Origin of the sequence: Povalibacter sp. (assembly GCF_036735925.1) — a bacterium.
Taxonomy (GTDB): domain Bacteria; phylum Pseudomonadota; class Gammaproteobacteria; order Steroidobacterales; family Steroidobacteraceae; genus Steroidobacter.
The window spans coordinates 1-25,302 of the sequence record NZ_DAINNK010000072.1 but is presented as its reverse complement, the minus strand read 5'-3'; the positions used below and the strand labels follow the sequence as shown (position 1 = coordinate 25,302).

The 25,302-nt window shown below is 65.8% G+C and carries 18 protein-coding genes; 11 read left to right on the top strand and 7 right to left on the bottom strand.

The window, feature by feature from the left end:
* On the top strand, positions 1-2,811 hold a 2,811-nt coding region (locus V7D81_RS18400; protein ID WP_324318976.1), incomplete at its 5' end, for an Lhr family helicase.
* A gap of 107 nt (positions 2,812-2,918) precedes the next feature.
* On the opposite strand, the gene V7D81_RS18395 is transcribed toward V7D81_RS18400, so the two are convergent.
* Both V7D81_RS18395 and V7D81_RS18390 read right to left on the bottom strand, forming a co-directional pair.
* The gene (locus V7D81_RS18395; RefSeq protein WP_324318973.1) at positions 2,919-3,707 is read right to left on the bottom strand and encodes a GIN domain-containing protein; all 789 of its coding nucleotides are present in this window, start codon (positions 3,705-3,707) and stop codon (positions 2,919-2,921) included.
* Positions 3,708-3,803: 96 nt separating this feature from the next.
* Positions 3,804-4,313, bottom strand: coding sequence for a hypothetical protein (locus V7D81_RS18390; RefSeq protein ID WP_324318971.1), 510 nt, complete (start codon positions 4,311-4,313; stop codon positions 3,804-3,806).
* A 238-nt stretch (positions 4,314-4,551) separates the two neighbouring features.
* On the opposite strand from V7D81_RS18390, the gene V7D81_RS18385 reads away from it, so the two are divergent.
* From V7D81_RS18385 to V7D81_RS18375, 3 genes are all read left to right on the top strand, one after another.
* On the top strand, positions 4,552-5,838 hold the full coding sequence (locus V7D81_RS18385; protein ID WP_324318969.1) for a GGDEF domain-containing protein: 1,287 nt from the start codon (positions 4,552-4,554) through the stop codon (positions 5,836-5,838).
* A gap of 269 nt (positions 5,839-6,107) precedes the next feature.
* The gene (fbp, locus tag V7D81_RS18380) at positions 6,108-7,115 is read left to right on the top strand and encodes a class 1 fructose-bisphosphatase (RefSeq protein WP_324318967.1); all 1,008 of its coding nucleotides are present in this window, start codon (positions 6,108-6,110) and stop codon (positions 7,113-7,115) included.
* Positions 7,116-7,215: 100 nt separating this feature from the next.
* Complete coding sequence (locus V7D81_RS18375) at positions 7,216-9,075, top strand: hypothetical protein (protein WP_324318965.1); 1,860 nt, start codon at positions 7,216-7,218, stop codon at positions 9,073-9,075.
* Positions 9,076-9,181: 106 nt separating this feature from the next.
* Here the strand turns inward: V7D81_RS18375 and V7D81_RS18370 are convergent, their stop codons facing one another.
* On the bottom strand, positions 9,182-9,556 hold the full coding sequence (locus V7D81_RS18370) for a hypothetical protein (RefSeq protein WP_324318963.1): 375 nt from the start codon (positions 9,554-9,556) through the stop codon (positions 9,182-9,184).
* 197 nt (positions 9,557-9,753) lie between these two features.
* Here V7D81_RS18370 and V7D81_RS18365 point away from each other — a divergent pair, with 197 nt between their 5' ends.
* Positions 9,754-10,971, top strand: coding sequence for a GGDEF domain-containing protein (locus V7D81_RS18365; RefSeq protein ID WP_324318961.1), 1,218 nt, complete (start codon positions 9,754-9,756; stop codon positions 10,969-10,971).
* Positions 10,972-11,153: 182 nt separating this feature from the next.
* Here V7D81_RS18365 and V7D81_RS18360 read toward each other — a convergent pair whose 3' ends face one another.
* Together V7D81_RS18360 and V7D81_RS18355 are read right to left on the bottom strand one after the other, a co-directional pair.
* On the bottom strand, positions 11,154-12,095 hold the full coding sequence (locus tag V7D81_RS18360; protein ID WP_324318959.1) for a LysR family transcriptional regulator: 942 nt from the start codon (positions 12,093-12,095) through the stop codon (positions 11,154-11,156).
* Positions 12,095-13,567: a methyl-accepting chemotaxis protein gene (locus tag V7D81_RS18355; RefSeq protein ID WP_324318957.1), complete on the bottom strand. Its 1,473-nt coding sequence runs from the start codon at positions 13,565-13,567 to the stop codon at positions 12,095-12,097. The genes V7D81_RS18360 and V7D81_RS18355 overlap by 1 nt, the downstream gene beginning before the upstream one ends.
* Before the next feature lie 239 nt (positions 13,568-13,806).
* On the opposite strand from V7D81_RS18355, the gene V7D81_RS18350 reads away from it, so the two are divergent.
* From V7D81_RS18350 to V7D81_RS18340, 3 genes are all read left to right on the top strand, one after another.
* Positions 13,807-14,994, top strand: a complete 1,188-nt coding sequence (locus tag V7D81_RS18350) for a citrate/2-methylcitrate synthase (protein WP_324318955.1) — start codon at positions 13,807-13,809, stop codon at positions 14,992-14,994.
* A 468-nt stretch (positions 14,995-15,462) separates the two neighbouring features.
* On the top strand, positions 15,463-17,259 hold the full coding sequence (locus V7D81_RS18345; protein ID WP_324318953.1) for a thiamine pyrophosphate-dependent enzyme: 1,797 nt from the start codon (positions 15,463-15,465) through the stop codon (positions 17,257-17,259).
* Positions 17,260-17,403: 144 nt separating this feature from the next.
* Positions 17,404-18,195, top strand: a complete 792-nt coding sequence (locus tag V7D81_RS18340; protein WP_324318951.1) for an acyl-CoA thioesterase — start codon at positions 17,404-17,406, stop codon at positions 18,193-18,195.
* A gap of 156 nt (positions 18,196-18,351) precedes the next feature.
* Here the strand turns inward: V7D81_RS18340 and V7D81_RS18335 are convergent, their stop codons facing one another.
* Positions 18,352-20,418: a M13 family metallopeptidase gene (locus V7D81_RS18335; RefSeq protein WP_324318948.1), complete on the bottom strand. Its 2,067-nt coding sequence runs from the start codon at positions 20,416-20,418 to the stop codon at positions 18,352-18,354.
* Between the two features lie 190 nt (positions 20,419-20,608).
* On the opposite strand from V7D81_RS18335, the gene V7D81_RS18330 reads away from it, so the two are divergent.
* Positions 20,609-21,049: a hypothetical protein gene (locus V7D81_RS18330; RefSeq protein WP_324318947.1), complete on the top strand. Its 441-nt coding sequence runs from the start codon at positions 20,609-20,611 to the stop codon at positions 21,047-21,049.
* A 122-nt stretch (positions 21,050-21,171) separates the two neighbouring features.
* On the opposite strand, the gene V7D81_RS18325 is transcribed toward V7D81_RS18330, so the two are convergent.
* Complete coding sequence (locus tag V7D81_RS18325; protein ID WP_324318945.1) at positions 21,172-21,933, bottom strand: TetR/AcrR family transcriptional regulator; 762 nt, start codon at positions 21,931-21,933, stop codon at positions 21,172-21,174.
* A gap of 233 nt (positions 21,934-22,166) precedes the next feature.
* Here V7D81_RS18325 and V7D81_RS18320 point away from each other — a divergent pair, with 233 nt between their 5' ends.
* Positions 22,167-24,467, top strand: a complete 2,301-nt coding sequence (locus V7D81_RS18320) for a TonB-dependent receptor (protein ID WP_324318943.1) — start codon at positions 22,167-22,169, stop codon at positions 24,465-24,467.
* A gap of 80 nt (positions 24,468-24,547) precedes the next feature.
* Positions 24,548-25,302 (top strand): 3-hydroxybutyrate dehydrogenase (locus tag V7D81_RS18315; RefSeq protein ID WP_324318941.1); only part of this gene is annotated, 755 nt, incomplete at its 3' end.

Here is a 25,302-nt window from a genome sequence, read left to right as displayed (position 1 = left end):
CCCCGCTTCGCGGAGGAGGGAGCGAAGAATACGGAGCAGCTGGAAGATGCGTCCCTCCCTCCGCTTGCGGGGGGAGGACAGGAGGGGGGCGGCGCCTACGAATGGCTCACACAGACCCTGCACCTCTCCGACGCCGCCGCCTCGCAACTCACCGACTATCTCGCCGCCGCTCGCGCCGCGCTCGGCCATCTGCCGACGCGCCAGCGCATCGTCTTCGAACGCTTCTTCGACGAAGCCGGCGGCATGCAGCTGGTGATTCATTCGCCGTTCGGCAACCGCATCAATCGCGCCTGGGGACTCGCGCTGCGCAAGCGCTTCTGTCGCAGCTTCAACTTCGAACTGCAGGCGGCGGCGACGGAGGACACGATCATCCTGTCGCTCACCACGGCGCACAGCTTCGAGCTGATCGACGTCGCGCGTTACTTGCATCCGAACACCGCGCGCCACCTGCTGATCCAGGCGCTGCTCGACGCACCCATGTTCACCACGCGCTGGCGCTGGGACGCGTCGATCGCGCTCGCCCTGCCGCGCTTCCGCGGCGGCAAGAAGGTACCGCCGGCGCTGGCGCGCATGAATGCGGAGGATCTGCTCGCGTCCGTCTTCCCGGATCAGGTGGCCTGCGGCGAGAACATCGTCGGCGAGATCGAGGTACCGGATCATCCGCTGGTGCAGCAGACCGTGCGCGACTGTCTCGAAGACGCGATGGACATCGACGGCTTCGAACAGCTGCTGCACGGCTTGTACAGCGGCGAGATCGAAGTCGACGCGCGCGATCTGACCGAGCCCTCGCCGCTCGCACTCGAAGTGTTGTCGGCACGGCCGTATGCGTATCTCGACGATGCGCCGCTGGAGGAACGCCGCACGCAGGCCGTGATGAGCCGCCGCTGGCTGGATCCGGATTCGGCCGCCGACATCGGCAAGCTCGATCCGGACGCCATCGCGCGCGTACGCGAGGAAGCGTGGCCGGATGCGGGATCGGCGGATGAGTTGCACGACGCGCTGGCGTGGCTGACGTTCATGACGGAAGACGAGGCGAGCGGCAATCCAATGTGGCCCGGATTGTTGCAGCAGTTGATCACGCAACGAAGAGTCGCGCGACTGCCACGCGCGGGCGCCCCCTCCCTGGCCCTCCCCCGCTTCGCGGAGGAGGGAACACTCCTTCCTCCGCTTGCGGGGGAAGGTCGGGATGGGGGCTCTCTCCTAGTCGCCGTCGAGCGCCTGCCGCTGTTCGACGCCGCACTCGGCGGACTCGATGCCGAGCTTCGCGCAGCGATCCCGCCGGCGTACGCAAAGTCGTGGACGAAGGAAGATGCGCTGATCGAGATCGTCCGCGGCCGGCTCGAAGGACTCGGTCCGACGACGGCTGCGCAGATCGGTGCATCGCTTGGTATCGCAACGAAAGACATCGATACGGCACTGCTGGCGCTGGAAGCCGAAGGTACCGCGATGCGCGGACAGTTCGAATCCGTCTCCGGCCAGCCGCCAGTCGCCAGCAGCCAGCCGCCGCACGACTCCATCGTGCAGTGGTGCGACCGCCGCCTGCTCGCGCGCATCCATCGCTACACCGTCAAGCGTCTGCGCGCCGAGATCGAGCCGGTACAGGCGCGCGACTATTTGCGCTTCCTGTTCGACTGGCAGCGCGTCACGCTCGCGACGCGCATGCAGGGGCCGGACGCCGTGCCCGCAGTGCTCGCGCAACTCGAAGGCTTCGAAGGCGCGGCGAGCGCCTGGGAAACGGAAATCCTGCCGGCGCGCATCGCCGAATACGAACCGGCGTGGCTGGATGAACAGTGCCTCGCCGGACGCATCGTGTGGGCGCGACTGTCACGGCGCAGCGGCGATGCCGAACGCGGCGCGGCGCCGGTTCGCTCGACACCGATCGCGCTGCTGTCGCGTCGCAACGTGCGCATCTGGTCGACGTTCTCCATGCCCGATGAGCCAGCGCAGCTCACGGCGAAAGCACAGCAGGTCGCGGAGTTCATCCGTGCCAACGGCGCTTCCTTCTTCGACGAGATCGTCGAAGGCGCCGGCCTGCTCACCACGCAGGTCGAAGAAGGCCTGGCAGAACTCGTCGCACTCGGTCTGGTGAACTCCGACAGCTTCGGCGGCCTGCGCGCGCTGCTGATTCCCGCCGACCGCCGCCGCCCGAGCGCGCGCGATGCGCGACGTAAACGACGCATCGCGATCTTCGGCATGCAGGATGCGGGGCGGTGGACGATGGTGAGGAAGGGCGACTGGCGACTGGCGGCTGGCCACTGGCCAGATCCGGAGGCCGGACGTTCCGGCCAGCCGCCAGCCGCCAGCGGCCAGCAGCCCGCATCGGCCTCCGCAGATGCAATCGAACACATCTGCCGCACCCTCCTGCGTCGCTGGGGCGTCGTGTTCTGGAAACTGCTGCAGCGCGAATCCGACTGGCTGCCGCCGTGGCGTCAGCTGCTGACGTGTCTGCGTCGTCTCGAAGCGCGCGGCGAAATCCGCGGCGGACGATTCGTGGCCGGCTTCTCCGGCGAACAGTTCGCCCTGCCCGAGGCCATCGGCCTGCTGCGCGATGCGCGCCGCAAACCGGAGAACAGGGAGTTCGTGTCGCTGTCGGCTGCCGATCCGCTCAACCTGATCGGCATCGTCACGCCGGGCAATCGCCTGCCCTCGCTGACCGGCAATCGCGTGCTGTATCGCGACGGCCTGCCGCTGGCGCTGCTGGCGGGCGGCGAAGTGAAGTTCCTCGAAGAGCTCGACAAGGCGGAACAGTGGCAGGCGCAGAATGCGCTGCAGCGCCGGCAGGTGCCGGCACTGCTCGGCGATCTCGCCTGAGATTTCTTACTGTAGGTCAGGCTTGTAGGTCAGGCTTGTAGGTCAGGCTTTAGCCTGACTCCTTAGAAAGAAGGCCGGCTGAAGCCGGCCCCACAGGGAGGAAGAATTCAGATCACGCCGGTCAGTTTCTTCTCTTCCTGCTCCACCGGCTCGTCGCGATCGTATTCGGGCTGCAACGAATCGGGATCGACCGGCGCCTTCTCCTGCCGGTGCTCGCGCCGCACGTCGTTCGCGTTGCGCTGGCCGATGGTGCCGAGCCCGTTCATGCGCGTGTTCACGCGGCTCGGACTGCCGGTATAGAAGATGGCGCCGACGCCGTTCATGGTCGCGTCCAGCGCTTCGGTCGGGTGCACGACAATGCTGCCGACGCCGGCGACCGTCACGTCGGCGTCGCGGGTGACGAGATCGCCGAGATCGGCATGGCCGGCGCCGGCCATCAGGATCTTCAGTTCGTCGAGCCGGCCAGCCGCGACCAGATTGGTCGCGCCTTCCAGACGGATACGCACATCGCCGCCGTCGAAACCGGTGACGCGCACGTCGTTGCCGCCCTGCACTTCCAGTTTTTCCAGCGACGGCACGCCGACGCGCACGATCGGGCGCGGACTGGTGCCGATGGCGACCCAGTCCTTGCGACGCACCTTGATCTGCAGCGTGTCGCCATGCACTTCGGTCTGCAGCCGCTCCAGGAACGGATCGCGGCCTTCGACTTGCAGCGACGCAGGCACGCCGACCGTGATGTGCAGGCGCGTGGCGCCGTCGATGTCGATCGAATCGAACTCGCCGACCTGACGCGTCTCGGTGCGCACCGGGCCGGTGGTCAGGGGGCCGTCGCCGCAGGCGGCGAGCAGCGAAAGCGCAGCGCTCGCCAGGACGACGCGGGCGATGAAGGCAGTCATGACGGTGTCGGCTCCAGCGTAGTGGACGCGATCATGGGCGCCGCCGCCGCGGCGTTGAAGTCTTCACCGGCGAACGACCGCGGATTGCCGGCGGAGCTACTGCCGCCGGTAGACAAGCGTGTACGTCAGGGGTGCTGACAGCTGCGGACTGGTGATCGTCACCGCCAGCGTCAGTGCCCCGTCGGGCGCGAGGCTGAACTCATTGACCCGCTGTCCATCCTCCGCCTGGAAGGTCTGCTGCAGCTGCGCGCCCTGCGCGTGCGCGCTGACATCGAACTGCTCGCCGTCGTCGCGCGTCCATTTCACGGTGCTGCCGTCCGCGGGCATCACGATGGGCTTGCCCTTGTCGTAGCGCACCGTGATCCGCGTACCGTCATTGCCGATCTCGATGCGCTGGTACAGCGGGTTGGTCGACTTCAGCCGGCTCTTCGCAACGGCGCGCACCAGGAAGTTCATCTTCGCGGTTGCGCTGTCGATGGCCTTGTCGATCGCTTCCTTCGGGGTGCCGGCGCTGACGAATGTTCCCTGCAGCGCCGGTTCCTGGGCGATGGCGTCGGCACAGGCAAACGCCAGTACCAGCACGGCAATGCGGCTGAGAGGGGACATGGGGAACTCCTGCGGCCGGAGCGTGAGCCTCGCGCGCGGATGGGACCAGCCGTGAAAAGCGCAATGCAGGCGATGCCTGACCGGGCCATCCCGCGGCTCCTGACAGAATGCAGCAGGGCACGGAGGCATTGACGGGTTTTGTGACACGGATCACACGACTGTGTGATGGTGTTCAGGATTGCCGCAGTCGCAGCGCGGTAAGTTAACGCTGCAGAATCGCATCGCAGCCCCCGCCTGAATGCCCGACATCCCCTCCAGCACCGTCGATCCCGCCGCTGCGGCGCATGCGCCGCAGGCGAAGCCTCGCCGCATGTGGCCCGGACGGCTGGTGACGCGGATATTTCCGTCGCTGGCGTTCGAAAAGAACCTCGAACGTCAGTTCCGGCAGTGGTACGCGGAACACGTACGCACCCGCATCCGCAATCTGACCTGGATTCCGATCGTGGCGATGCTGCTGGCGATGTTCGCCGGCGGCCCGTTCGCCGATCTGCGCACGGCCGTCTTCGGCAACGATCCCCCGGCCCCGTTCGATTTCGTCCGCTTCGGCCTGATCCTGCCGAGCTGCGCGCTGCTGCTCGCAACGACGTACACGAGTCTGTATGCGCGCTGGTACGCGCTGTCGGCGCAGATCGTGCTGCCATTGCAGGCCGTCAGCCTGACGGTGCTCGACGTGCTAATGAATGCCCAGGGCTACTCGCTGAATGCGCTGCTGCTGCTGCTCGCGCTCGGTCCGTTCTTCCTGCTCGGCATGTCGCAGACGCAGGTCCTGCGCACGGTGTGCCTCATCCTCGCGATCTATGGCGTCGGCGGCTACGTCGGCGGCCTCGACGGCGGCCAGCGTTTCTTCGACCTGGCGGTGATGGTTTTCGCCGCGGGCATCGGCGCCGCGCTGCACTATTCGCTGCAGAAATCGCTGCGCCACAACTATCTGTCGACCCAGATCATGAGCGAGTCGCTCAATCGCGATGCGCTCACCGGCATCCACAACCGGCGCATGTTCGACGAACACGCGGCACGCATGTGGCAGCAGGCCGCACGCACCGGCGCGCCGGTGGCGCTGCTCATGATCGACATCGATCACTTCAAGGCCTTCAACGACTACGGCGGTCACCAGGCCGGCGATGCCTGTCTCGTGAAAGTGGCCGCGGCGCTGAGTCGCGCCGCCCGCCGCCCGCTGGACCTGACCGCACGCTACGGCGGCGAGGAATTCGCCGTGCTGCTGTACGACACGCGCCGCGACAGCGTCGAAGAACTGTGCCGCGAACTGCACGCCGCGCTCGCCGCGCTCGCGATCGAACATCCCGCCTTCACCGACGGCCAGCGCGTCACCTTCAGCATCGGCGCCGCGTGCGTCGAACCGCGCCCGGAACGACGCGTCGAAGGACTGATCCAGCTCGCCGACGAGGCGCTCTACGCCGCGAAGGAACGCGGCCGCAACCGCACCGTCGTGATGGATCGCGAATACGAAACGCTGCGCACCGGCGTTTTCCGGGTGAAGCGGCGCCGAGAGAGTGTGGCGGCATAGTCGAGAAGTAGGATTTCACACGGAGAGCACGGAGAACACGGAGTTCGAGGCAAAGAAGCCGGAAGGAATTTCCACGGGGGAAGAAATGGGAACACGGGGAGCACGGGGATAAGAATTTTCTGTCCGAACCCCGTGTCCCCCGTGTTCCCATTTCTTTCCCCGTGGAAATTCTTCTTCTCCGATCTCTGTGCTCTCTGTGATCTCCGTGTGAAATCTCTCTCCTCTGTATGAGAAACTGCGCGGCATCCCCGCTTCACATGGATGCCCGCATGACGGCTGCCGACGCTCTGTCTTCCCGCTCCACCGACATCGTGACGTTGCAGGCGCACATCCTGCAGCAGCAGGCGCGACATCCCGAGGCCACCGGCCAGTTCTCCTGGATCCTGTCGGCGCTGTCCATCTCGGCGAAAATGATTTCCTCGCACGTGCGACGCGCGCGGCTCGACGACGTGCTCGGCACGGTGGGCAATCAGAACGTGCAGGGCGAGCAGCAGCAGAAGCTGGATGTCATCGCCAATGAAATCCTGCTGCGTACGCTCGGCGGGCGCGAAGGCGTGTCGATCGTCGCCTCGGAAGAAAACGAAGAGCCGGTGATACTGCGCGAGGACGACTCCGCCGAGCGCAAGTACTGCGTCATGTTCGATCCGCTCGACGGCTCGTCGAACCTCGACATCTGCGGTTCGGTCGGCACGATCTTCAGCATCCTGCGCAAGGACCGCCGCCTGCGCGAACCGAAGGAGTCGCTGCTGCAGCCCGGCGCGCAGCAGGTGGCCGCGGGCTACGTGCTCTACGGATCGTCGACGGTGTTCGTGCTGACCATCGGCCTGGGCGTCGACATGTTCGTGCTCGATCCCGCCTACGGCGCGTTCATCCGCGTCGCGCAGGGACTGAAGATGCCGGCGAAGAACAAGTGCTACTCGGTGAACGAAGGCAATCGCCTGAGTTTCCCGGAGGGTTACCGGAACTACCTCACCTGGGCGCAAGAACAGGGTTATTCGAGCCGGTATGTCGGCGCGATGGTGGCCGACGTGCATCGCATCCTGCTGCAGGGCGGCGTCTTCATGTATCCGCCGACGAAGAAAGCGCCCAAGGGCAAGCTGCGCCTGATGTACGAAGCCAATCCCATGGCGATGCTGATCGAACAGGCCGGCGGCAAGGCGCTCGCCGGCCCCGGCCAGCGCATCCTCGATATCCAGCCGACCGACATCCATCAGCGCGTGCCGGTGGTGCTGGGGAGCAGCGAGGAAGTGGAGAGGGTGATCGGGAAGCTGGGCTGAGGACGCCTCGCTCCGGCCAGTCGGCCAGCAGACCCGTTGGCCAGTCGGCCGCCTCCCCGTTGTATCCTTCCCCGCCCGCTCTCCAACCAACGGAATGCCCGTGCTCACGGCCGACAAAGTCCTCGTCACGATCGGAACGCCCTGCTCGATGTCCGCGGTCGGCGGCACGGAGAGCTATCTCGCGCGGGTCGGCGGCAAGCCCGAGTTCATCGCCTACGCGGCGTTCGATGCCGGGTTGATCGACATCGAGAATCCCGCGTCGGCCTCGCCGACGTTCCGCTGGAATCAGGGCGAGGACGCCGGACAGCCGGCGACGCTGCAGCAGATCGAACAGCTCTGCGGCGAGCGGCTGCGGGCCAATCTCGGCATCCGCTACATCGAGGAACTGACCGCACTCGGTTCCGCCGCCGTCACCGACATCGCGGCGAGCCTGCCGCACGACATCGGCAGCGGCGGGTTGCGTCGCCAGGCCGGCCTCGGCTATCGCGAAGTGCGCGACTCCGCGCTCAAGGACATGTACGGATTGTTCGACGACGATCCGCGACTCGGGCCGTCGCTGCAATCGCAGCTCTTCCTCTATGCCGGTCTCGGTGCGCTCGCGGCCCTGCCGGCGCCGCTCGCCGAACTGCTGCCGGACCCTTACGATTTCCGCATCGCCGCGGCGACTGCGTTTCAGGGCCTGGATTCCCTGGCGCAGCTGCGTGCCGCGCGCGTGCTCGATGTGCAGACGGACAAGCTGCGCGACAAGTTCGCCGCGCGGCTTGCGAACTCGCTCTCTTCGCACGGGCCGGCGCTGATCGCGACGATGCTGGCGCCGTCGTATCCGCTGAGCAAATCGTTGAAGAATCCCGCGTTGCTCGATTCGCTGCGCGGACCGGAAGGTTTCACGCGCGTGCCGCAGACGCCGCTGAATGCGGTCGGCGCCTGCGCGTCGAGTTCCATCGCGCTGGCCGACATCGCGCCGCAGCTGCTGCTCGACTATCCCGGTTTCCATCGTCCGCGACTCGCGCTGTGGACGGCTGCCGATGCCGCGACCCGGCCGGACTGGCAGATCCTCGACGCCTTCGGTTCCGGCGCGCTCATGACGCACGGCAAGCTCGATGCGCTGAATCAGACGCGCGCTGCCGCGGAACGGCGCGGCGTCGCCGACTGCCTGGCGCCGTTCGATGTCGATGCCAACGGCACCGTCGTCGGCGAAGGCGGATCGGGCGTGCTGATCACGACGCTCGACTTCGCGCTGCGCAACTTCCTCGACATCACCTCGATCATCGTCGGCTGGGGCCAGAGCGGCGAGGCCGGAGGCAAGGCGCACTTCGCCGGCGTCGGTTTCGGCGGCGAGAACGCGATCCTGCATGCCTTCGAAATCGCGTGGCGCGCCCACGGCTACGGCGTCGCCGATTTCCAGTACCTCGTCGCCCACGCGACCGGCACGCGCACGAATTCCAAGACCGATCTCACCACCGCCGCCAACGCGCGCCTCACTGCAGCCGCACGGCAGGGCATCCAGGGGGCGCTGCCGCCGATGAAAGTCGGCACGCCGAAGGCCGTCGGCGACGGCCACACGATGGGTGAAACGGGACTCAAGAGCGCCGCCCAGGCGATCCAGTACCTGCTCGGCGAACAGGCCGTCGGCGTACCGACGCTGCGGCATCTCGATCCGGATCTCAGCGACGTGGCGCAATCCTTCACGCTGCAGGCCGCACCGCTGGCCGGCGACCGCGATGGCGGCGCGCTGTGCGCGACGCAGGGATTCGGCGGCTACAACGGCGCGATCGCATTGCGCGGCGCCAACGCCGACGCCTTCAGGCGTTACTCGCCGGACCGGAATGTGCTGGCCGCCTACCTGGAACGCTGGCCGGAACTGCGCGCGGAACGCGTGTTGCGCGAGCGTGCCGCGCGGCTCCAGCGCGGCAGCGCGCTGGAGCTGGCGGCGAGACATCGGTGGAAGGGGATGGAGTGAGACGCTGGTCCTCCGCGGCGCTTACTTGTGGGGCCGGCTTCAGCCGGCCTGAATCGAAGAGTCAGGCTGAAGCCTGACCTACAGGAAGAAGCCGGCTCGGAAAGGGTCAGTCCTTCTTCCCCGTAAACGTCCCATCGCCGAAATCGCCGAGCGACACCTTGCCCTTCATGGTGTCGCCATCGACCGTGCCGCTGTAGACCACGGTCACCGACTGGCCCTGCCCTTCCACCGTGTACTTGAGCGTCACTTCGTTGCCGCTCACCGTGCCGGTGACGGCGGCTTCGCCGAGCTGTCCCTTGTAGTGTCCGGTCACGTTCGTGCCTTCCTGCTTCAGGCTGAAGTGCGGGCTGCCCGTACCGGCCGGCGTCTCGACCGACATCGTCCACTCGCCGGTGACGTTGGCATCGGCGGCGAGTGCGACCGTTCCGACCAGGGCGAACGCGGCAGCGGCGGCAACGAACAGTCTGCGTACGGAATTCATGACTCTCTCCGGTGTGGAATGCGTGGATTCGAGAACAAAGCCGTTCTGAGGGCGGCTTGTAGTGCATCATGCCGCCTGACATTCCGACTGCGAAGAGGGGCCACGAAAGTTCACGGCGTGCCCGCGCCTCTTTCCGCTCTGCGGTCCGAAAGAACTATGCAACAATGCCCGCACTGCACCGCGCCGATATCTGACCGATGAAGAATGAGCTGAGGCAGTTTTCCCCGCGAACCTTCTGGGTAGTCACGCTGATCGCAGCCGCCGTGCTGTGCGGCATCGTTGCGATTCCGCAGATGCTCTCGCAGCGCGCGCGCCTGGAAGTGCTGCGTTCGCATGTCGGCGAAGTGGCGCAGCTCGCGGCCAGCGTGGTCGACGGCGACCTGCACCGGCAGTTGCTGGAGCCGGCCAACTACACGCCCGAACTCTATGCACGTACCGTGCGGCCGCTGGTGAAGTTCCATTCGGCCGATCCCGACATCTTCTATGTCTACACGATGGTCGAGCGCGAGGGAAAAACCTTCTTCGTCGTCGACACGGCCGCCTCCGACGACCTCGTCACGAAGCGCACGCTGCGCGCCTCTGCGTACATGGAGCCGTTCGAAACGATCGACAAGGAACCCGATGCCGACTGGCTGCAGCGCATCGCCGCCGGGCAGACCTATGTCTATCCGAAGTTCCTGCGCGACGAATACGGAAATTTCCTCTCGGGACACGCGCCCATCTACGACAGCCAGGGCCGCTACAGCGGCTTCGTCGGCGTCGACTTCGATCTGCAGTACCACCTCGCACGCGAAGCCCGTTTCCAGGTCATCACCATCGGCACGATCTGCGTGGCGCTCGCCGCCGCGCTCCTCATCGGCTACCTCGCCGCCCGTTACGACCAGCAGATCCATTACCGGCTGGACCAGCAGTACCAGATCTCGATGCGCGACGAGCTGACGCAACTGCTCAACCGGCGCGGCGCCCTGTCCTCCGTCGAACGGGCGCTCGCCACCGGTGCGTCGAGTTACGCCGCCATCGTGGTCGATCTCGATGGGCTGAAAACCATCAACGACAATCACGGCCACGTCGCCGGCGACGACTTTCTCGTCCGCGTCGCCAACGCGATCAAGGCCAGCGTGCGCGACGCGGACGTCTGTGCACGCCTCGGAGGCGACGAGTTCCTGGTGTTCGCCGCCGGCTGCGATCTGGATGCGGCGACAGAAATCGCGCGGCGCGTGCTCGCGCGAGTGGGCACACCGGAATCAGCCGGCGCGCCCGGCGCCTACGGCGTGTCCATCGGCATCTGCGTCGCCTCGCCGCCCGACGTCAGCTTCGAATCAATGTATCGCTGCGCCGACAAGGCGCTCTACCGCGCCAAGTCCACCGGCCGCAACCGCTTCGTGATCCACGATCCGCTCGATGCGCCGGCGTGAGAGAGCCAAGAAGGTTTCACACAGAGTTCAAGGCAAAGAAGAAGACATTTTCCACGGGGAACACGGGGAACACGGGGTCGGAACAGAAAAGATCTTTTTCTTGTCCCCGTGTTCCCCGTGCCCCCCGTGGAAATTTCTTCTTCCTCCGAACTCTGTGATCTTCTCTGTGTGAAATCTCTTCTTCACACCCCCCATCGCTCGCGACACAGCGCGAGGAAGCGCGCGCCGGCCTGCGACATGGGCTGGTGCTTGAGATAGTAGACGCCGACTTGGCGGTCGATGCGGGAGAACGGCAGGCCTTCGATGGGCACGAGGTTCGCGGGCAGGTGGGTCACCAGGTCCGACACATAAGTGACGCCCTTGCCTTCGGCCACCAGCGCCAGGCGCAGATCCATGTGGCTGACTTCCCACACCGACGCGAAGGCATTTCGCAGGCGGTCGCCGCTCGGGCGGCGCGCGAGATCGTCGAGGTAGGACGTGACGAGCGGCAGCGTGCGCAGGATGCCCTGCGGATCGCGGCGCAGCGCATCGCGGCTCGGATGATCGGCGGCGATCAGCAGGCGGCGCGTTTCGGAAAAGCAGGCGTGGATCGCGAAGTAGTCGGGCATCGAATGCTGCAGCGGCCCGAAGCCCAGCTCCCAGCGGCCTTCGGACACGCCGTAGACGATCTCGCGGCTCGGCGCGACGACGACCTTGAAGCGGGTCAGCGGATTGCGTTCCGAGAAATCCTTGAGCAGCGCGACGCCGAAGCGCGCATTCGCCGCCGGCGACATCGCGAGCGACAGCGTCGAGCGCGCGCCCGACCTGATCTGCGCGATGTCGGCGAGCGTTTCGCGCTCCTCGTTCATCATGGTCTCGGCGAAGCGCAGCAGGCGGATGCCTGCCTCGGTCAGTTGCGGCGGATTGCCCCGCCGCAGCAGCACGGTGCCGAGGCGGTGTTCGAGATTCGCGATCGCCTGACTGACCGCCGACTGGGAAATGTCGAGCCGCTCGGCGGCGCGGCTGAAGCCGCCGGCTTCGATGACGGCGTGAAAACAGCGGATTTCATTGCGCTCGATCTGCATGGGGCGATTGTCGCCCGGATCGGCAGCGATGCAAGGGCCGCGCGACGGCGCGGCAGGCATCAGGCAACGCGGGCGAGCGGTGTCTCCACGGCGGCCGCGGGACGCGCACGGAATGCGGCCTCGCGACGCTCGACTTCGAACACGGCAATCGCGCGGATCAGCCCGGCGCCCTGCTCACGCAGCTGTTCGGACGAATGCGCCATCGATTCCACCAGCGTGGAATTCTGTCGGGTGATCGACTCGATCTGCGAGACGGCCTGGTTCACCTGGTCGATGCCGCTGCTCTGCTGCTGCGCCGAGCGATGGAAATCCTTCACGATGTCCGTCACCTGCTGCACGCTCCGGACGACTTCGGTCATGGTCGCGCCGGCCTGATCGACGAGCGAACTGCCGACGCTGACGTTGCGGACCGAGGTCTCGATCAGCGTCTTGATTTCGCGCGCCGCGGTGGCGCTGCGCTGCGCGAGGCTGCGCACTTCGGACGCGACCACGGCGAAGCCGCGACCCTGATCGCCGGCGCGCGCCGCCTCGACCGCGGCGTTCAATGCGAGCAGGTTGGTCTGGAAGGCGATCTCGTCGATCACGCCGATGATGTCGGCGATCCGCGATGACGAACGGTTGATCTCGCCCATGGTATCGACGACCTGCGAGACGACTTCGCCGCCGCGCGCCGCGACTTTCACCGCGGACTCGACCAGGCCGTTGGCGTGTCGTGCCTGGTCTTCATTGTTGCGCACGATGTCGGTGAGCTGGCTCAGCGCATCCGTCGTCTGCGTCAGCGCGGAAGCCTGCGCCTGCGTGCGCGACGACAGTTCGTCGCTGCCGGTGGCCATGCCGTTCGCGGCTTCGGCCACGGTGTCCGTGCCGGAGCGGATCGAATCGATGACGTGGCGCAGGCGGCCGACGATATCGCTGAACGCGCGTCCCGCGACGCTGCTCGTATGCGACTGCACCGACAGATCCACCTTGCCGCTCTCGGCACGCATCGCCCGCAGGATGTTGAGCAGTTCCGCGGCCTGCAGCGCTTCGCGGCGCAGCACGATCGCGAGGTACGACAGCACGGCCGTTTCGACGACGACATAGGCCGCATGCGTGAACACGATGCCGAGCCCCGGCGTCGTGAAGCAGTTGAGCCCGAAGCCCATCTGCTGCAGGTAGTTGAACGACAGGTGATGGACCGCAGCCACCGCGGCGCCCATGACGATGGGCCGCCAGTCGCAATAGCACAGCAGGAAGGCCAGCAGCACGAAGATGCCGAAGTGCAGCTCGGTCATGCCGAGCGATTGATGAATGTGCAGTGCGCAGAACACCATCAGCGAAGCAGCGACCGTCAGGCGCGTCGCGAGCGACCCCGGCCAGGCATAGGCCAGGAATGACGGAATCACGGCCGCCGGAATGGCGACCAGCAGCGCCGCGCCCCAGGTGCCGTGCCAGGGCGCCAGGGCAAACGACAGGGCGGCAAGCGCCCAGATCACACCGATCAGCAGACGATCGGCGCGGACATGGGTCGAATGGAGGGGATCGAGGGGCATGTCGACGAATGAGCGACGGGGATGTCCGTCTTCTTCCTGCTGTATCGGCAGCACCCTCACGGGGATTGAGCGACGGGTTTCACGGTTTGCGCAGCTGCCGCGCCGATCACTGTCATTAATGACCGGATCAGCGAAAGCGATGGCATCGCTCCACCTGATAGCCGCATCGCGCCCACGGCGTCGCGCCGGCCGCGTCGCCGGGCTACTGTCGTCGCAGGTTCTCAACGGCGGAGCGGGTCATGACTACGGCAGCGACGGAAGTCCACAAGGGTCTGGAAGGCGTCGTCGTCGACACGACCTCGACCTCGCTCGTGGATGGCACGGCGGGCGCGCTGTACTACCGCGGCTATCCCATCGAAACGCTGGTGAACCATCGGTTCGCCGAAGTCATGCACCTGATCGTGTTCGGCGAACTGCCGTCGGCGCGCCGGCTCGCGGAAGTCGAGGACTACCTGTGGCATGCAGGACACCTGCCGGCGGAGCTGGCCGCGACGCTGCATCTGATGGCGCGCAACGGCGCGCATCCGATGGCGACGCTGCAGGCGATCACGCCGCTGCTGGCGCAGGAGCCGCCGTTGCAGCGGCTCGGCCGCACTGACGCGGAAGAGGAAGGACTCGTCATCGCCGCGCGTCTGCCGGCGGCCATCGCGCTGATCCATTCGGCGCTGGAGGATCACGCGGCCTATCCGTATCCGGCCTCGCGCCGTTACGGTGAACGCTATCTGCAGCTGCTGACCGGGCACGCGCCATCGGCCGAGGCGGTCGATGCCTTCGAAACGCTGCAGATCCTGCAGCTCGATCACGGATTCAATGCGAGCACGTTCACCGCGCGCGTCGTGACGTCGACGCTCGCGCCGCCCGCCTCGGCGCTGTCGGCAGCGATGGGCGCGCTGTACGGGCCGTTGCACGGCGCCGCCGACCAGGGCGCACTGGAAATGGCGATCGAAGTCGGCGAACCGCAGCATGCGAAGGCCTTCGTCGCCGGGTGCCTGGCGAGCGGCCGCAAGGTGCTGGGCATGGGTCATCGCGAGTACCGCGTCGTCGACCCGCGCGCGAAGGTGCTGAAGACGCTCGCCGAGCGCAGCGCCGTCGAGTTCCCGCATCGCCGCCTGCTCAACACGCTGAGCGCCGTCGAGGCTGCGTTCGTCGACCAGACCAGCAGCAAGAAGCGCCCGCTGCGCGCCAACATGGAGTTCTACAAGGGCGTGCTGTGCCTGTCGCTCGGCATCGCGAAGGAATACTTCACCGCCACCTTCGCCGCCTCGCGCGCGTTCGGCTGGCTGGCGCACATCGTCGAACAGCTCGCGGACAACCGCATCATCCGGCCGGCGGCGCTGTATGTCGGGCCGGGGCCGCGGGTGCCGGAGGAGTCCAGCAGACCGCAAAGGACCGCTGATCCCCTCCTCCGCGTAGCGGGGGAGGGTTAGGGTGGGGGCAGCAACGCAACTACGCTGCTTGATTCAAGACCCCCATCCTGTCCTTCCCCCGCTGCGCGGAGGAAGGGACGCGCTTGACGCAGTGCCATGGGGCTTCAGCCGGCTCTGGGGAGTCAGGCTGTGACCGAAGGAAATCCCGCGGGAAAGCCTGACCTGCAGCCCTGACCTGCACCTTTCCGTCTTGCAGGATCGCCGCGCCGCTGGCTATAGTCCGCCCGTCTCCCTTACGTACCCGTGCATGACTCCTACCCTGCCGACCGCGTCTTCGACCGCTGCGATCCTCGCAGGTCCGGTCGTGCGCGTCGTCAATGTCGTAGTAGTCGTCGTCAATGTAGTCACCGCTGCGCCGTAGGGGCCTTTAGTCACGCGATCCACTCACCCCCTGCAGGCGCAAGCCGGCAGGGGGTTTTCATTATCTCCGCCGGCAAAGTCTTCAGGGGTTCCAACCAGGAACCTCCCATGTCATTCACCGGTGCCGAACTGATCATCCATCTGCTCGAACAGCAGGGCGTGCGCATCGTCGCGGGCATTCCCGGCGGTGCGCTGCTGCCGCTGTACGAAGCGCTCGGCGCGTCCACGAAGATCCAGCACATCCTCGCGCGTCACGAACAGGCCGCCGGTTTCATCGCACACGGCATGGCGCGGCTGACCGGCAAGGCCGGCGTCTGTTTCGCGACGTCGGGACCGGGCGTGACCAATGTCATCACGGCGATCGCCGATGCCAAGCTCGATTCCATTCCGCTGGTGTGCATCGCCGGGCAGGTGCCGCGGCATCTGATGGGCACGGATGCGTTTCAGGAAGTGCCGACGATCGACATGGTGCGCCCCATCACCAAGGCGTGCTTCCTGGTGCGCGAAGCGAGCGAACTGTGGCGCGTGATTCCCGAGGCGTTCCGGATCGCCGAAAGCGGCCGGCCCGGGCCGGTGCTGATCGATGTGCCGAAGGACGTGCAGATGCAGGGGGCCGCGGACCCGGACCCCCACCCTGCCCTCCCCCGCTGCGCGGAGGAGGGAAAGACATCTGACCCCTTCCTTGATCCCCTCCTCCGCGCAGCGGGGAGGAGGCGCGCAGGGCGCGCCGGAAATCCCCCAGCGAGGGGAGAGGGCCAGGGAGGGGGCTCTTCCCAGAGCCACCTCTTCGACCACGCCTGGCACCTCCTCGAATCCGCGCAACGCCCCCTCCTCTACGTCGGCGGCGGCATCGTCAAATCCCGCGCACACCACCTCGTGCGCGAACTCGCCGAACTCACGCAGACACCGGTGACCACGACGTTGATGGCGCTCGGCGCACTGCCGCACGACCATCCCCTCAACCTCGGCATGCTGGGCATGCACGGCGCGCGCTTCACCAACCGCGCGATCGACGAATGCGATCTGCTGATCGCCATCGGCGCCCGCTTCGACGATCGCGCCACCGGCCGCACCGACCGCTTCGCGCCGCGGGCGCAGGTCGTCCACATCGACGTCGATACGCGCGAACTGGGAAAGCTCCGGCAGCCGACGCTCGCGATCGCCAGCGATGCGGGCACCGCATTGAACGAACTGATCGCGCGCGCCCACTATCGTCATCGCCCGGCATGGCTCGAACGCGTGCGTCACCTTCGCGAGACCTGTCCGCTGCACATGCCGGACGTCGAGCAGGTCTGCTCTCCCTACGGCATCATCCGCGCCGTCGGCAACGCCGCGCCGCATGACGCGATCGTCACCACCGACGTCGGCCAGCACCAGATGTGGGTGGCGCAGGCCTATCCCTTCCAGCGTCCCGATCGCTGGCTCACTTCCGGCGGTCTCGGCACGATGGGCTTCGGACTGCCGGCGGCGATCGGCGCCGCACTCGTGCGACCCGAAGCCACGGTGATCTGCTTCACCGGCGATGGCAGCCTGCTCATGAACATCCAGGAATTCGCCACGCTCGCGGAGCTGGACCTGAACGTGAAGATCGTGCTGCTCGACAACGCATCGCTCGGTCTCGTGCGCCAGCAGCAGACCCTGTTCCATCGCAAGCGCCTGGTCGCTTCGCAGTTCTCGCAGCCCGCCAACTTCGTCGGCATCGCGCGCGCCTTCGGCATCCCCGCCCTCGATCTGGAAACCTGCACTGCACCCCACGGCACGCTTGCGCGAATACTCAACGCGCCCGGGCCGCAGCTGATCCGCGTGCCGATCGGCGCGGAGCAGCACGTGCTGCCGATGGTCGCGCCGGGCGCGGCGAATATCGACGCGCTGGATCACCGGATCGATGGAGAAGTGACGTCATGATTCCTGTGGGTCAGGCCCCACAGTAAAAGGCCCCCACCCCAACCGTCCCCGCTGCGCGGAGGAGGGGGCGATCAGGAGAGTGGAGCGTCCCGCACCGGACGGCTACTCTTGCCGCCCCGTCCTGTCACACACGGCTCATCTTCAATGTCTTTCTCACAGGTTCTGAATTCCCTTCGCGGCGATGGCTCGACGTTCCAGGTCACTGTGAGCGAAGACTGGGCGCAGGGACGCGCGACGTTCGGCGGGCTCATCGCCGCCGTCGGCAACGAGGCGCTGCGCCAGCTGGTGCCGCGCGACCGGCCGCTGCGCTCGCTGCAGACGACGTTCGTCGGTCCCGCGGCGGCGGGTACGTGGCAGATCGATGCGCGGGTGCTGCGCGTCGGTCGTGCCGTGACGATCGCGCATTGCGACGTCGTCGATGCGGGCCAAGTCGTCGCGACCGTGGTCGGCGTGTACGGAGGTGCGCGGCCTTCGGCCGTGTCGGTCGATGTCGCGACGCAAACCGCCGCGCGCAGCGTCGATCAATGCCGCGACATGTCCTTCAGGGAAGGGGTTTCGCCGAAGTTCATCCAGCATTTCGCCGTGCGCTGGGCGGAGGGCGCCAAGCCGTTCTCCGGATCGGTGCGGACGCCGACGAAGGCGTACATCCGCCATCGCGATCCGGCGCTGCTCACCGAGTCGCACGTGGTCGCACTCATCGACTGCATTCCGACGCCGGCGCTGTCCATGTTCCAGGCGCAGGCGCCCGCCAGTTCTCTCGTCTGGACGCTCGAATTCCTCGAACATCGTTTCGACTTTTCGCCGGAGGCGTGGTGGCGCATCGACAGCGACGTCGACGCGGCCGGCGAAGGCTATGTGAATCAGACGGGGGTGTTGGTCGATCCGGAAGGTCGACCGGCCGCGCTGACGCGGCAGTTGTTTGCGGTGTTCGGGTAAGAAGAAGATTTTCCACAGGGAAAGAATGGGAACACGGGGGACACGGGGTTTTGAGAGAAAGAAGATTTCTTCCCCGTGTGCCCCGTGTTCCCATTCTTCCCCCGTGGAGATTCTTCTTTCTTGATCTCCGGCTCCGTGTGGAACTCCGTTCTCCTCCTACCAGATATGCACCCGCTGCTCCGGCGCGAGATACAGCTTTTCTTCCGGCTTCACATCGAACGCGCCATACCACGCATCCATGTTGCGCACGACGCCGAGCACGCGGAACAGGCCGGGGCTGTGCGGATTGCTCATGACCTGATTGCGTAGCGCCGCTTCGCGATTCAGTTCGCGCCAGGCCTGCGCCCACGACAGGAAGAAACGCTGGTCGCCGCTGAAGCCATCGAGCGTCGGCGCGGGCTGGCCGCCCAGCGACATGTGATACGCCTCGAGCGCGACGGAGAGTCCGCCAAGATCGCCGATGTTTTCGCCGACGGTGAGGCGGCCGTTGACGTGGAGGCCCGGCAGCGCTTCGTACGTGTCGTACTGCCCGACGAGCGCATCGACCAGTTTCTTGAACGCGGTTTCATCGGCCGGCTTCCACCACGTGCGCAGCACGCCCTTGGCGTCCGACTTGGCGCCCTGATCGTCGAAGCCGTGACCCATCTCGTGGCCGATCACGCCGCCGATGGCGCCGTAGTTGACGGCCGGATCGGCGTGCGGATCGAAGTACGGCGCCTGCAGGATCGCGGCGGGAAACACGATCTCGTTGAACGTCGGGTTGTAGTACGCATTCACGGTCTGCGGCGTCATGAACCACTCGTCCTTGTCGGTCGGGCGGCCCAGCCGGTCGAGATCGAACTTCGCATCGAACTCGCGCGCCCGGATCGTGTTGCCGAAGGCGTCGCCCGCCTTGATCTCCAGGCCCGAGTAGTCCTTCCACTTGTCCGGGTAGCCGATCTTCGGGCGGAACGTGTCGAGCTTTTCCATCGCCACTTTCTTGGTGTCGGCGCTCATCCACGGCAGCGCCTCGATGCGCTGGCGATAGGCGCGGCGCAGGTTCTCGACCAGTTCGAGCATCTGCTGCTTCGACTCGGGCGGGAAATGCTTCTTCACGTAGAGCTGGCCGAGCACTTCGCCGAGCGAACCGTCGAGCGTCTGCACCGCGCGCTTCCAGCGTTCGCGCTTCTCCTGCCGGCCGTTGAGCACCTTGCCGTAGAAATCGAACGTTTCGTCGTCCACCGCCTGCGGCAGCACCGCGGCATGCGTGACGAGATAGTTGTACTTGAGATAGCTCTGCCAGGTTTCCACCGGCACGGTGGTGAAGAACCTGCCGAGCTGATCGACGGCGTCGAGTTCGGCGACCACGAATTCTTTCTGATCGTTGAACCCCGCAGCGCCGAGGATCGCGGCCCACGGATACTTGCCGCCGAGCTTGTCGAGCTGTTCGCGCGTGCGCAGGTTGTAGGTGAGTTCGCGTTCGCGCCGCTTGGCCACCGGCCAGTGACGCCTGGCGATCTGGGTTTCGAGATCGAGGATGGTGCGGGCCTGCTTCGCGGCGTCGGGTTCGCGCGCGAGGTCGAGGATCTTCTCGATGTGCGCCAGGAACTTCTCGCGTATGGCCTTCAGTTCGGCGTCGTCCTTCAGATAGTAGTCGCGCTCCGGCAGGCTCAAACCCGCCTGGCCGATGCCGACGATGTAGCGATCCGGATTCTTCTCGTCGATGGTGACGCCCGGATTGATCGGCGCCTGCAATCCGAGATCGGGACGTCCCATCAACGCCGCAATGTCTGCATGCGTCCTGGCGTCGGCGATGGCCTTGAGTCCGGCGCGCGCCGGTTCCATGCCGGCCAGATCGATGGCATCGACATCGATGAACGACGCATAGAAGTCATGCACTTTCTGTTCGGGACTGCCCGCGGCGGCATTCGCCGGCACGGTCTTGATGATGTCCTGGATCTGCGCTTCCGCTTCGACGGCCAGTTCGGTGAAGGCGCCCCAGCGGCTGAGGTCCGGCGGGATGGTGTTGGCGGTCAGCCATTTGCCGTTGACGTACTTGTAAAAATCGTCGCCCGGTTTGACGCTGGTATCCATGCCGGCGATGTCGAATCCCCAGGTGCCGATGGCGGCCTTGGGCGGCGGCGCTTCGGGCGCCGGTGCCGGCGCTTTGGAACAGGCGCCGACAGTCAGGATCAACGCTGCGGACAGGCTCATGCCGGCGACGCGAAGCATCGGGAATCTCATCGTGCAATCTCCGGGACCCGCTCGGGGCAATCGAGAGTTGTTGTACGGAAAGCGTCCAAGCCTACCCGCTGCCCGCGAGAGCCGACAACTTCGGTAACCCTCACTCGTGTATCAGCAATTGCTCGCATCATCGATGTACACAATCGGACCGCGTGTGTCCGGCGTTCATCGAAAAGTGTCCGGAGGCCGTATGCGACCGCTCGCCGTCTTGCTGCTCGCCGCGTGGCTGTCCCCCGCCATCGCGGCCGACGACTTCAAGGTCATGAAGCTCGAACAGGACGTACGCAATCTCGAACGCCAGGTGCAGGAACTGCAGCGGCAAGTGCTGGATCTGCAGCAGCGCAACCGCGCTGGACTCGATACGCGTCCGCCCGCGCCGAGCACTGCACCGCCCGCCAATGCCGGCGGTCAATGGCTGGATGCCGCGAACTGGAAACGCATCCGCCCCGGCATGGCGGAACTGGAAGTGATCTCGCTGCTCGGCCCGCCGACCTCATTGCGCGGCGCGGCCGACTCGCCGTCACGCACGTTGATGTACGCGATGGAGATCGGTTCGTCGGGATTTCTGAGCGGCAGCGTGCAGCTGCGCGATCGCGTCGTGGTGGAGGTGTCGCCGCCGGTGTTGCGGTGAGAATAGGGAAGAGAATGGCCGCAAAAAGGCGCAAAGGAACGCAAGTATCAGAAAATCCTTTTTCTCCTCCCGATTATTTTGAGTCATTTGCGCCTTTTTGCGGCCATTCTCCTTTCTGACTCCTACTCCTCTTTTTTTCTCTTCCGCGACCGACACAGCTTCTCGAAGCCCGCCGCGATGAACGGCACCATGCGGGCATGAATCGCATTGAAGTCGCTCGACTTGCACAGGCCATTCGACAGGCGATCGATGCGCCCGGTCTGCGAGAGCGTCAGGGTGAGTGCGCCGGAGAGGAAGTGATAGCTCCAGAACAGATCCTTTTCGTCGACATCCGGCAGTGCCTTGCGCAGCGCATCCAGCAGCCGGTGGATCACGCGGTCGAAGGTTTTGCCCATGGTCTCGCCGCCCCACACCGGCGTGTTGTTCACCTGCGCGACCAGCGCGAAGTAGTTGTGCCAGCCGGGATCGCCCTGGGCCGCGCGCACGTGCATCGGTTCGAGAAATGAATTGATGACGCCTTCGACGGTGATGGCCGGGCCCGCGGCGCGTTCGTAGGCATCGATCGAATCGATGCGTTCCTTGTTCATGATCTCGGCGCGACGCGCGAACACGGCATCGAACAGTCCGCGCTTGGTATCGAAGTAGTAATGCAATAGCGCCGTGTCGACCTTCGCCTGCTCGGCGACTTCGCGGATCGTCACGCCCCAGAAACCGTGGGCGGAGAACTGCGCTTCCGCCGCATCGAGAATGCGCTCGCGCGTATCGGGCGCCATGTCGTTACGCGGCGGCCGGCCCGGCGGTCGACCGCGCCGACGCGGCGCCGTCGCCGCGCGCACCTTCGCCCGTGCCGTCCGGCCGGCAGTCTTTTTCGTTCTTGCTTTCACTCGTCCTCTCCCGGGATCGCGCCGCCCTGACGTGCACCGCAATGAAACACGCTGGCCGGGCGGCACGCAAACCTCATTTGCGCCGCAGTATGCTTCGCCGCGCTGCAAAATATTTCATCAGACAATGAATAATTGACAAGCGGCCGGGGCCGGGAGCAATCTCGGCTAAATCATCGCTTGATGAATAAATGCGATGAACTATTCGTACTGGCTCGTATCGGGGGAACTTCCGCATGTCCGCTTCTGCTTCGCGTTCTATTCTTTCCTGCGCCATCGCCGCCACGATTGCCGCCGGAGTCTTCGTCGATATCCCGCCTGCGCACGCTGCAGAAGCATCGGCACAGAGCGACCTGGCCATCGAGAACATCGTCGTCACGGCACGGCGGCGCGAAGAAAGCCTGCAGGACGTGCCCGTGGCGATCACCGCCCTGACCGCCGACCAGCTGCAGAGCCAGAACGTACGCACGCTGGAGGACATGACCGCGTATGCACCCAACATCAAGGTGAATGCCGGCCGCGCGACCAGCAGCACGATCAATGCCTACATCCGCGGCGTCGGCCAGAACGATCCGCTGTGGGGTTTCGAGCCGGGCGTCGGCATCTACCTCGACGACGTCTACATCGCCCGTCCGCAGGGCGCACTGCTCGACGTGTACGACGTCGACCGTATCGAAGTGCTGCGCGGCCCGCAGGGCACGCTGTACGGCAAGAACACCATCGCCGGCGCCATCAAGTACGTCACGCGCGACATCGTCGGCGATCCGGCGCTGAATGCGACCCTGACCGCCGGCAGCTACAACCAGCTCGACGCCAAACTGAGCGGTTCGGTGCCGGTCGTTGCGGATCACATGTACGTCGGCGCGGCAGTCGCCTACCTGCAGCGCGACGGCTACGGCGAAATCGTCGACGACGGCCTCCCGCGCGAGAACACGCACGTCGGCCAGGACGTTTCCGACAAGGACGTGCTGGCCGCGCGCGCCAACGCCACGTTCCTGTGGGGCGACGACAGCCGGCTGAAGATCCTCGCCGACTATATTCGTGATGACTCCAATGCGGCGGGCGGCCAGCGCCTCAACGACATCGTCATGCCGCGCCTGAACGACCGTTACGATCAGCGCACCGACATGCCGGTGGATCAGGATCAGTTCACCACCAAGGGCGTGTCGGCCACGTACACGCAGAGCCTCGGCGATGCCTTCGATCTGAAACTGGTCGGCGCCTATCGCGAAGGCGAAGGCAACCAGTTCATCGATTTCGAAGAACTCTCCGGCAATTTCTTCCAGGTGCCGGCGGAGTATTCCGACGATCAGACGAGCGCAGAAGCACAGCTCACCTACACCGGTGATCGTCTGAAAGGCGTGGCAGGCGTGTACTACTTCAGCGGCACGGCGAGCGGCGCGTTCGATGCCTCGCTCGGCGCGCTGACCCTGACTTCGCTGACCAAGGGTTCGGTCGACACCGACAGCATCGCCGTCTACTTCGACACCACCTGGTCGCTGACCGATCGCCTCAACCTGAACGTCGGTGCGCGCTGGAACGAGGACGACAAGACCGCGGACGTGTTCGTGCAGCAATACATCGGCTATCTCGACAACGACGCAACGCTGTTCGACCAGAACAACGTTCCTGCCGGCTTCACGGCGTTCGGCCCGCCGCAGACCAACTACACGGCCTCGCGCAAGTTCTCGGACGTGTCGCCGCGGCTGGGCTTCGACTTCCGCCTCGCCGACAACGTCCTCGCCTACGTGAACTACGCGCAGGGCTTCAAGAGCGGCGGCTTCGACATGCGCGGCAATGAGGCGGCCAATCCGGCAACGCGCGACGGCTACGATTCGGAAACGGCCGACAACTACGAGATCGGCATCAAGTCGACGCTGTTCGACGGTTCGCTGCAATTGAACCTCACCGGCTTCTACACGCCGTACGAGGACGTGCAGATCACGACGCAGCAGTTCCAGATCGTGAACGGCGTGCCGACCAACGTGACGGCCGTGCTCAACGCCGGCAAGCAGCTCAACAAGGGCGTCGAACTCGAATCGTTGTGGCGCCCGCTGCACGGACTGACGCTGACGCTCAACGTCGGCTGGCTGGATACCGAGTTCGAGGATTTCCTCGTCGGCTGCACGCCGCCGGCCGCGGGCTGCACCGTCGATGCCAGCGCCTTCAACACGCCGATCAATGCGCCGGAATGGACCAGCTTCTTCGGCGCCAGCTACGAGTGGACGCTGGGCGCAGGCACGCTTTCCGCGCACGCCGGCTACCAGTACCGCAGCGAGACCAAGATCGGCTCCACCAGCACGCTGCCTGCCAACACGCGCACCGATCAGCCGGCGTACGACATCCTCGATCTCGGCGTCGCCTACACGACGGCGAACGAAGCCTGGCGCTTCGCGATCGAAGGCAAGAACGTCACCGACGAGTGGTACCGCGTCGCGGGCTACGAGTTCGGCGTGGTGCCGGCACAGGGCGCGCCGCAGATCGGCTTCTACGGCGCACCGCGCACGGTGGCGTTCATCGCGACCTACAAGTACTGACGATGACCCGCGATCCGGAGTGTGCGGCGCATGACGCGCCGCTACACTCCGCCCCCCCTTCATTGCCCGACGATTCCTTCATGACCCGCAGCATCCTCATCACCGGCGCCGCGAGCGGCATTGGCCTGGCGCTGACGCAGCGCTTCGTCGCCACCGGCCATCGCGTGATCGCCTGCGATCTTCGCGAAGACGCATTGCAGGCGTTGCGACGCGAGGTCGGCGGACCGATCCGCACGCTCGCCTTCGACGTGGCCGATGCCCGCCAGATCGAATCCGCGATCACGCAGGTGAGCGACGATCCGCCATCGATTCTCGTCAACAACGCCGGCCTGCAGCACGTCTCGCCGCTGGAACAGTTCCCGCCCGAGAAATGGCAGCAGCTCATCGCCGTGATGCTCACCGGCGCCGCTCTGCTGACGCGCGCGGTGCTGCCGTCCATGCGCGCACGCAACTACGGCCGCATCGTCAACATCGGCTCGATCCACGGCCTCATCGCCTCGCCGTTCAAGAGCGCCTACGTGGCGGCGAAGCACGGGCTCATCGGCTTCAGCAAGTCGATCGCGCTGGAAACCGGCGACGCCGACATCACCATCAACACCGTGTGCCCGAGCTACGTGAAGACGCCGCTGGTCGAATCGCAGATCGCCTCGCTCGCCGCCACGCATGGCCTGACGCCGGAACAGGTGGTCGAAGAGATCATGCTCAAGCCCATGCCGAAGCGGCAGTTCATCAGCCTCGAAGAACTGACCGGCACGGTGGAGTTCCTGCTGAGCGACGCCGCGCGCAACATCACCGGACAGTGCATCACGCTGGATGGCGGCTGGACGGCGCAGTA

What these genes read in the sequence shown, in the direction of transcription:
- V7D81_RS18390 (WP_324318971.1), bottom strand. Translation starts at nt 4,313, where the DNA reads ATGTCCCCTCTCAGCCGCATTGCCGTGCTGGTACTGGCGTTTGCCTGT.
- V7D81_RS18330 (WP_324318947.1), top strand. Translation starts at nt 20,609, where the DNA reads ATGCGACCGCTCGCCGTCTTGCTGCTCGCCGCGTGGCTGTCCCCCGCC.
- V7D81_RS18335 (WP_324318948.1), bottom strand. Translation starts at nt 20,418, where the DNA reads ATGAGATTCCCGATGCTTCGCGTCGCCGGCATGAGCCTGTCCGCAGCG.
- V7D81_RS18395 (WP_324318973.1), bottom strand. Translation starts at nt 3,707, where the DNA reads ATGACTGCCTTCATCGCCCGCGTCGTCCTGGCGAGCGCTGCGCTTTCG.
- V7D81_RS18345 (WP_324318953.1), top strand. Translation starts at nt 15,463, where the DNA reads ATGTCATTCACCGGTGCCGAACTGATCATCCATCTGCTCGAACAGCAG.
- V7D81_RS18385 (WP_324318969.1), top strand. Translation starts at nt 4,552, where the DNA reads ATGCCCGACATCCCCTCCAGCACCGTCGATCCCGCCGCTGCGGCGCAT.
- fbp (WP_324318967.1), top strand. Translation starts at nt 6,108, where the DNA reads ATGACGGCTGCCGACGCTCTGTCTTCCCGCTCCACCGACATCGTGACG.
- V7D81_RS18340 (WP_324318951.1), top strand. Translation starts at nt 17,404, where the DNA reads ATGTCTTTCTCACAGGTTCTGAATTCCCTTCGCGGCGATGGCTCGACG.
- V7D81_RS18320 (WP_324318943.1), top strand. Translation starts at nt 22,167, where the DNA reads ATGTCCGCTTCTGCTTCGCGTTCTATTCTTTCCTGCGCCATCGCCGCC.
- V7D81_RS18355 (WP_324318957.1), bottom strand. Translation starts at nt 13,567, where the DNA reads ATGCCCCTCGATCCCCTCCATTCGACCCATGTCCGCGCCGATCGTCTG.
- V7D81_RS18365 (WP_324318961.1), top strand. Translation starts at nt 9,754, where the DNA reads ATGAAGAATGAGCTGAGGCAGTTTTCCCCGCGAACCTTCTGGGTAGTC.
- V7D81_RS18360 (WP_324318959.1), bottom strand. Translation starts at nt 12,095, where the DNA reads ATGCCTGCCGCGCCGTCGCGCGGCCCTTGCATCGCTGCCGATCCGGGC.
- V7D81_RS18370 (WP_324318963.1), bottom strand. Translation starts at nt 9,556, where the DNA reads ATGAATTCCGTACGCAGACTGTTCGTTGCCGCCGCTGCCGCGTTCGCC.
- V7D81_RS18350 (WP_324318955.1), top strand. Translation starts at nt 13,807, where the DNA reads ATGACTACGGCAGCGACGGAAGTCCACAAGGGTCTGGAAGGCGTCGTC.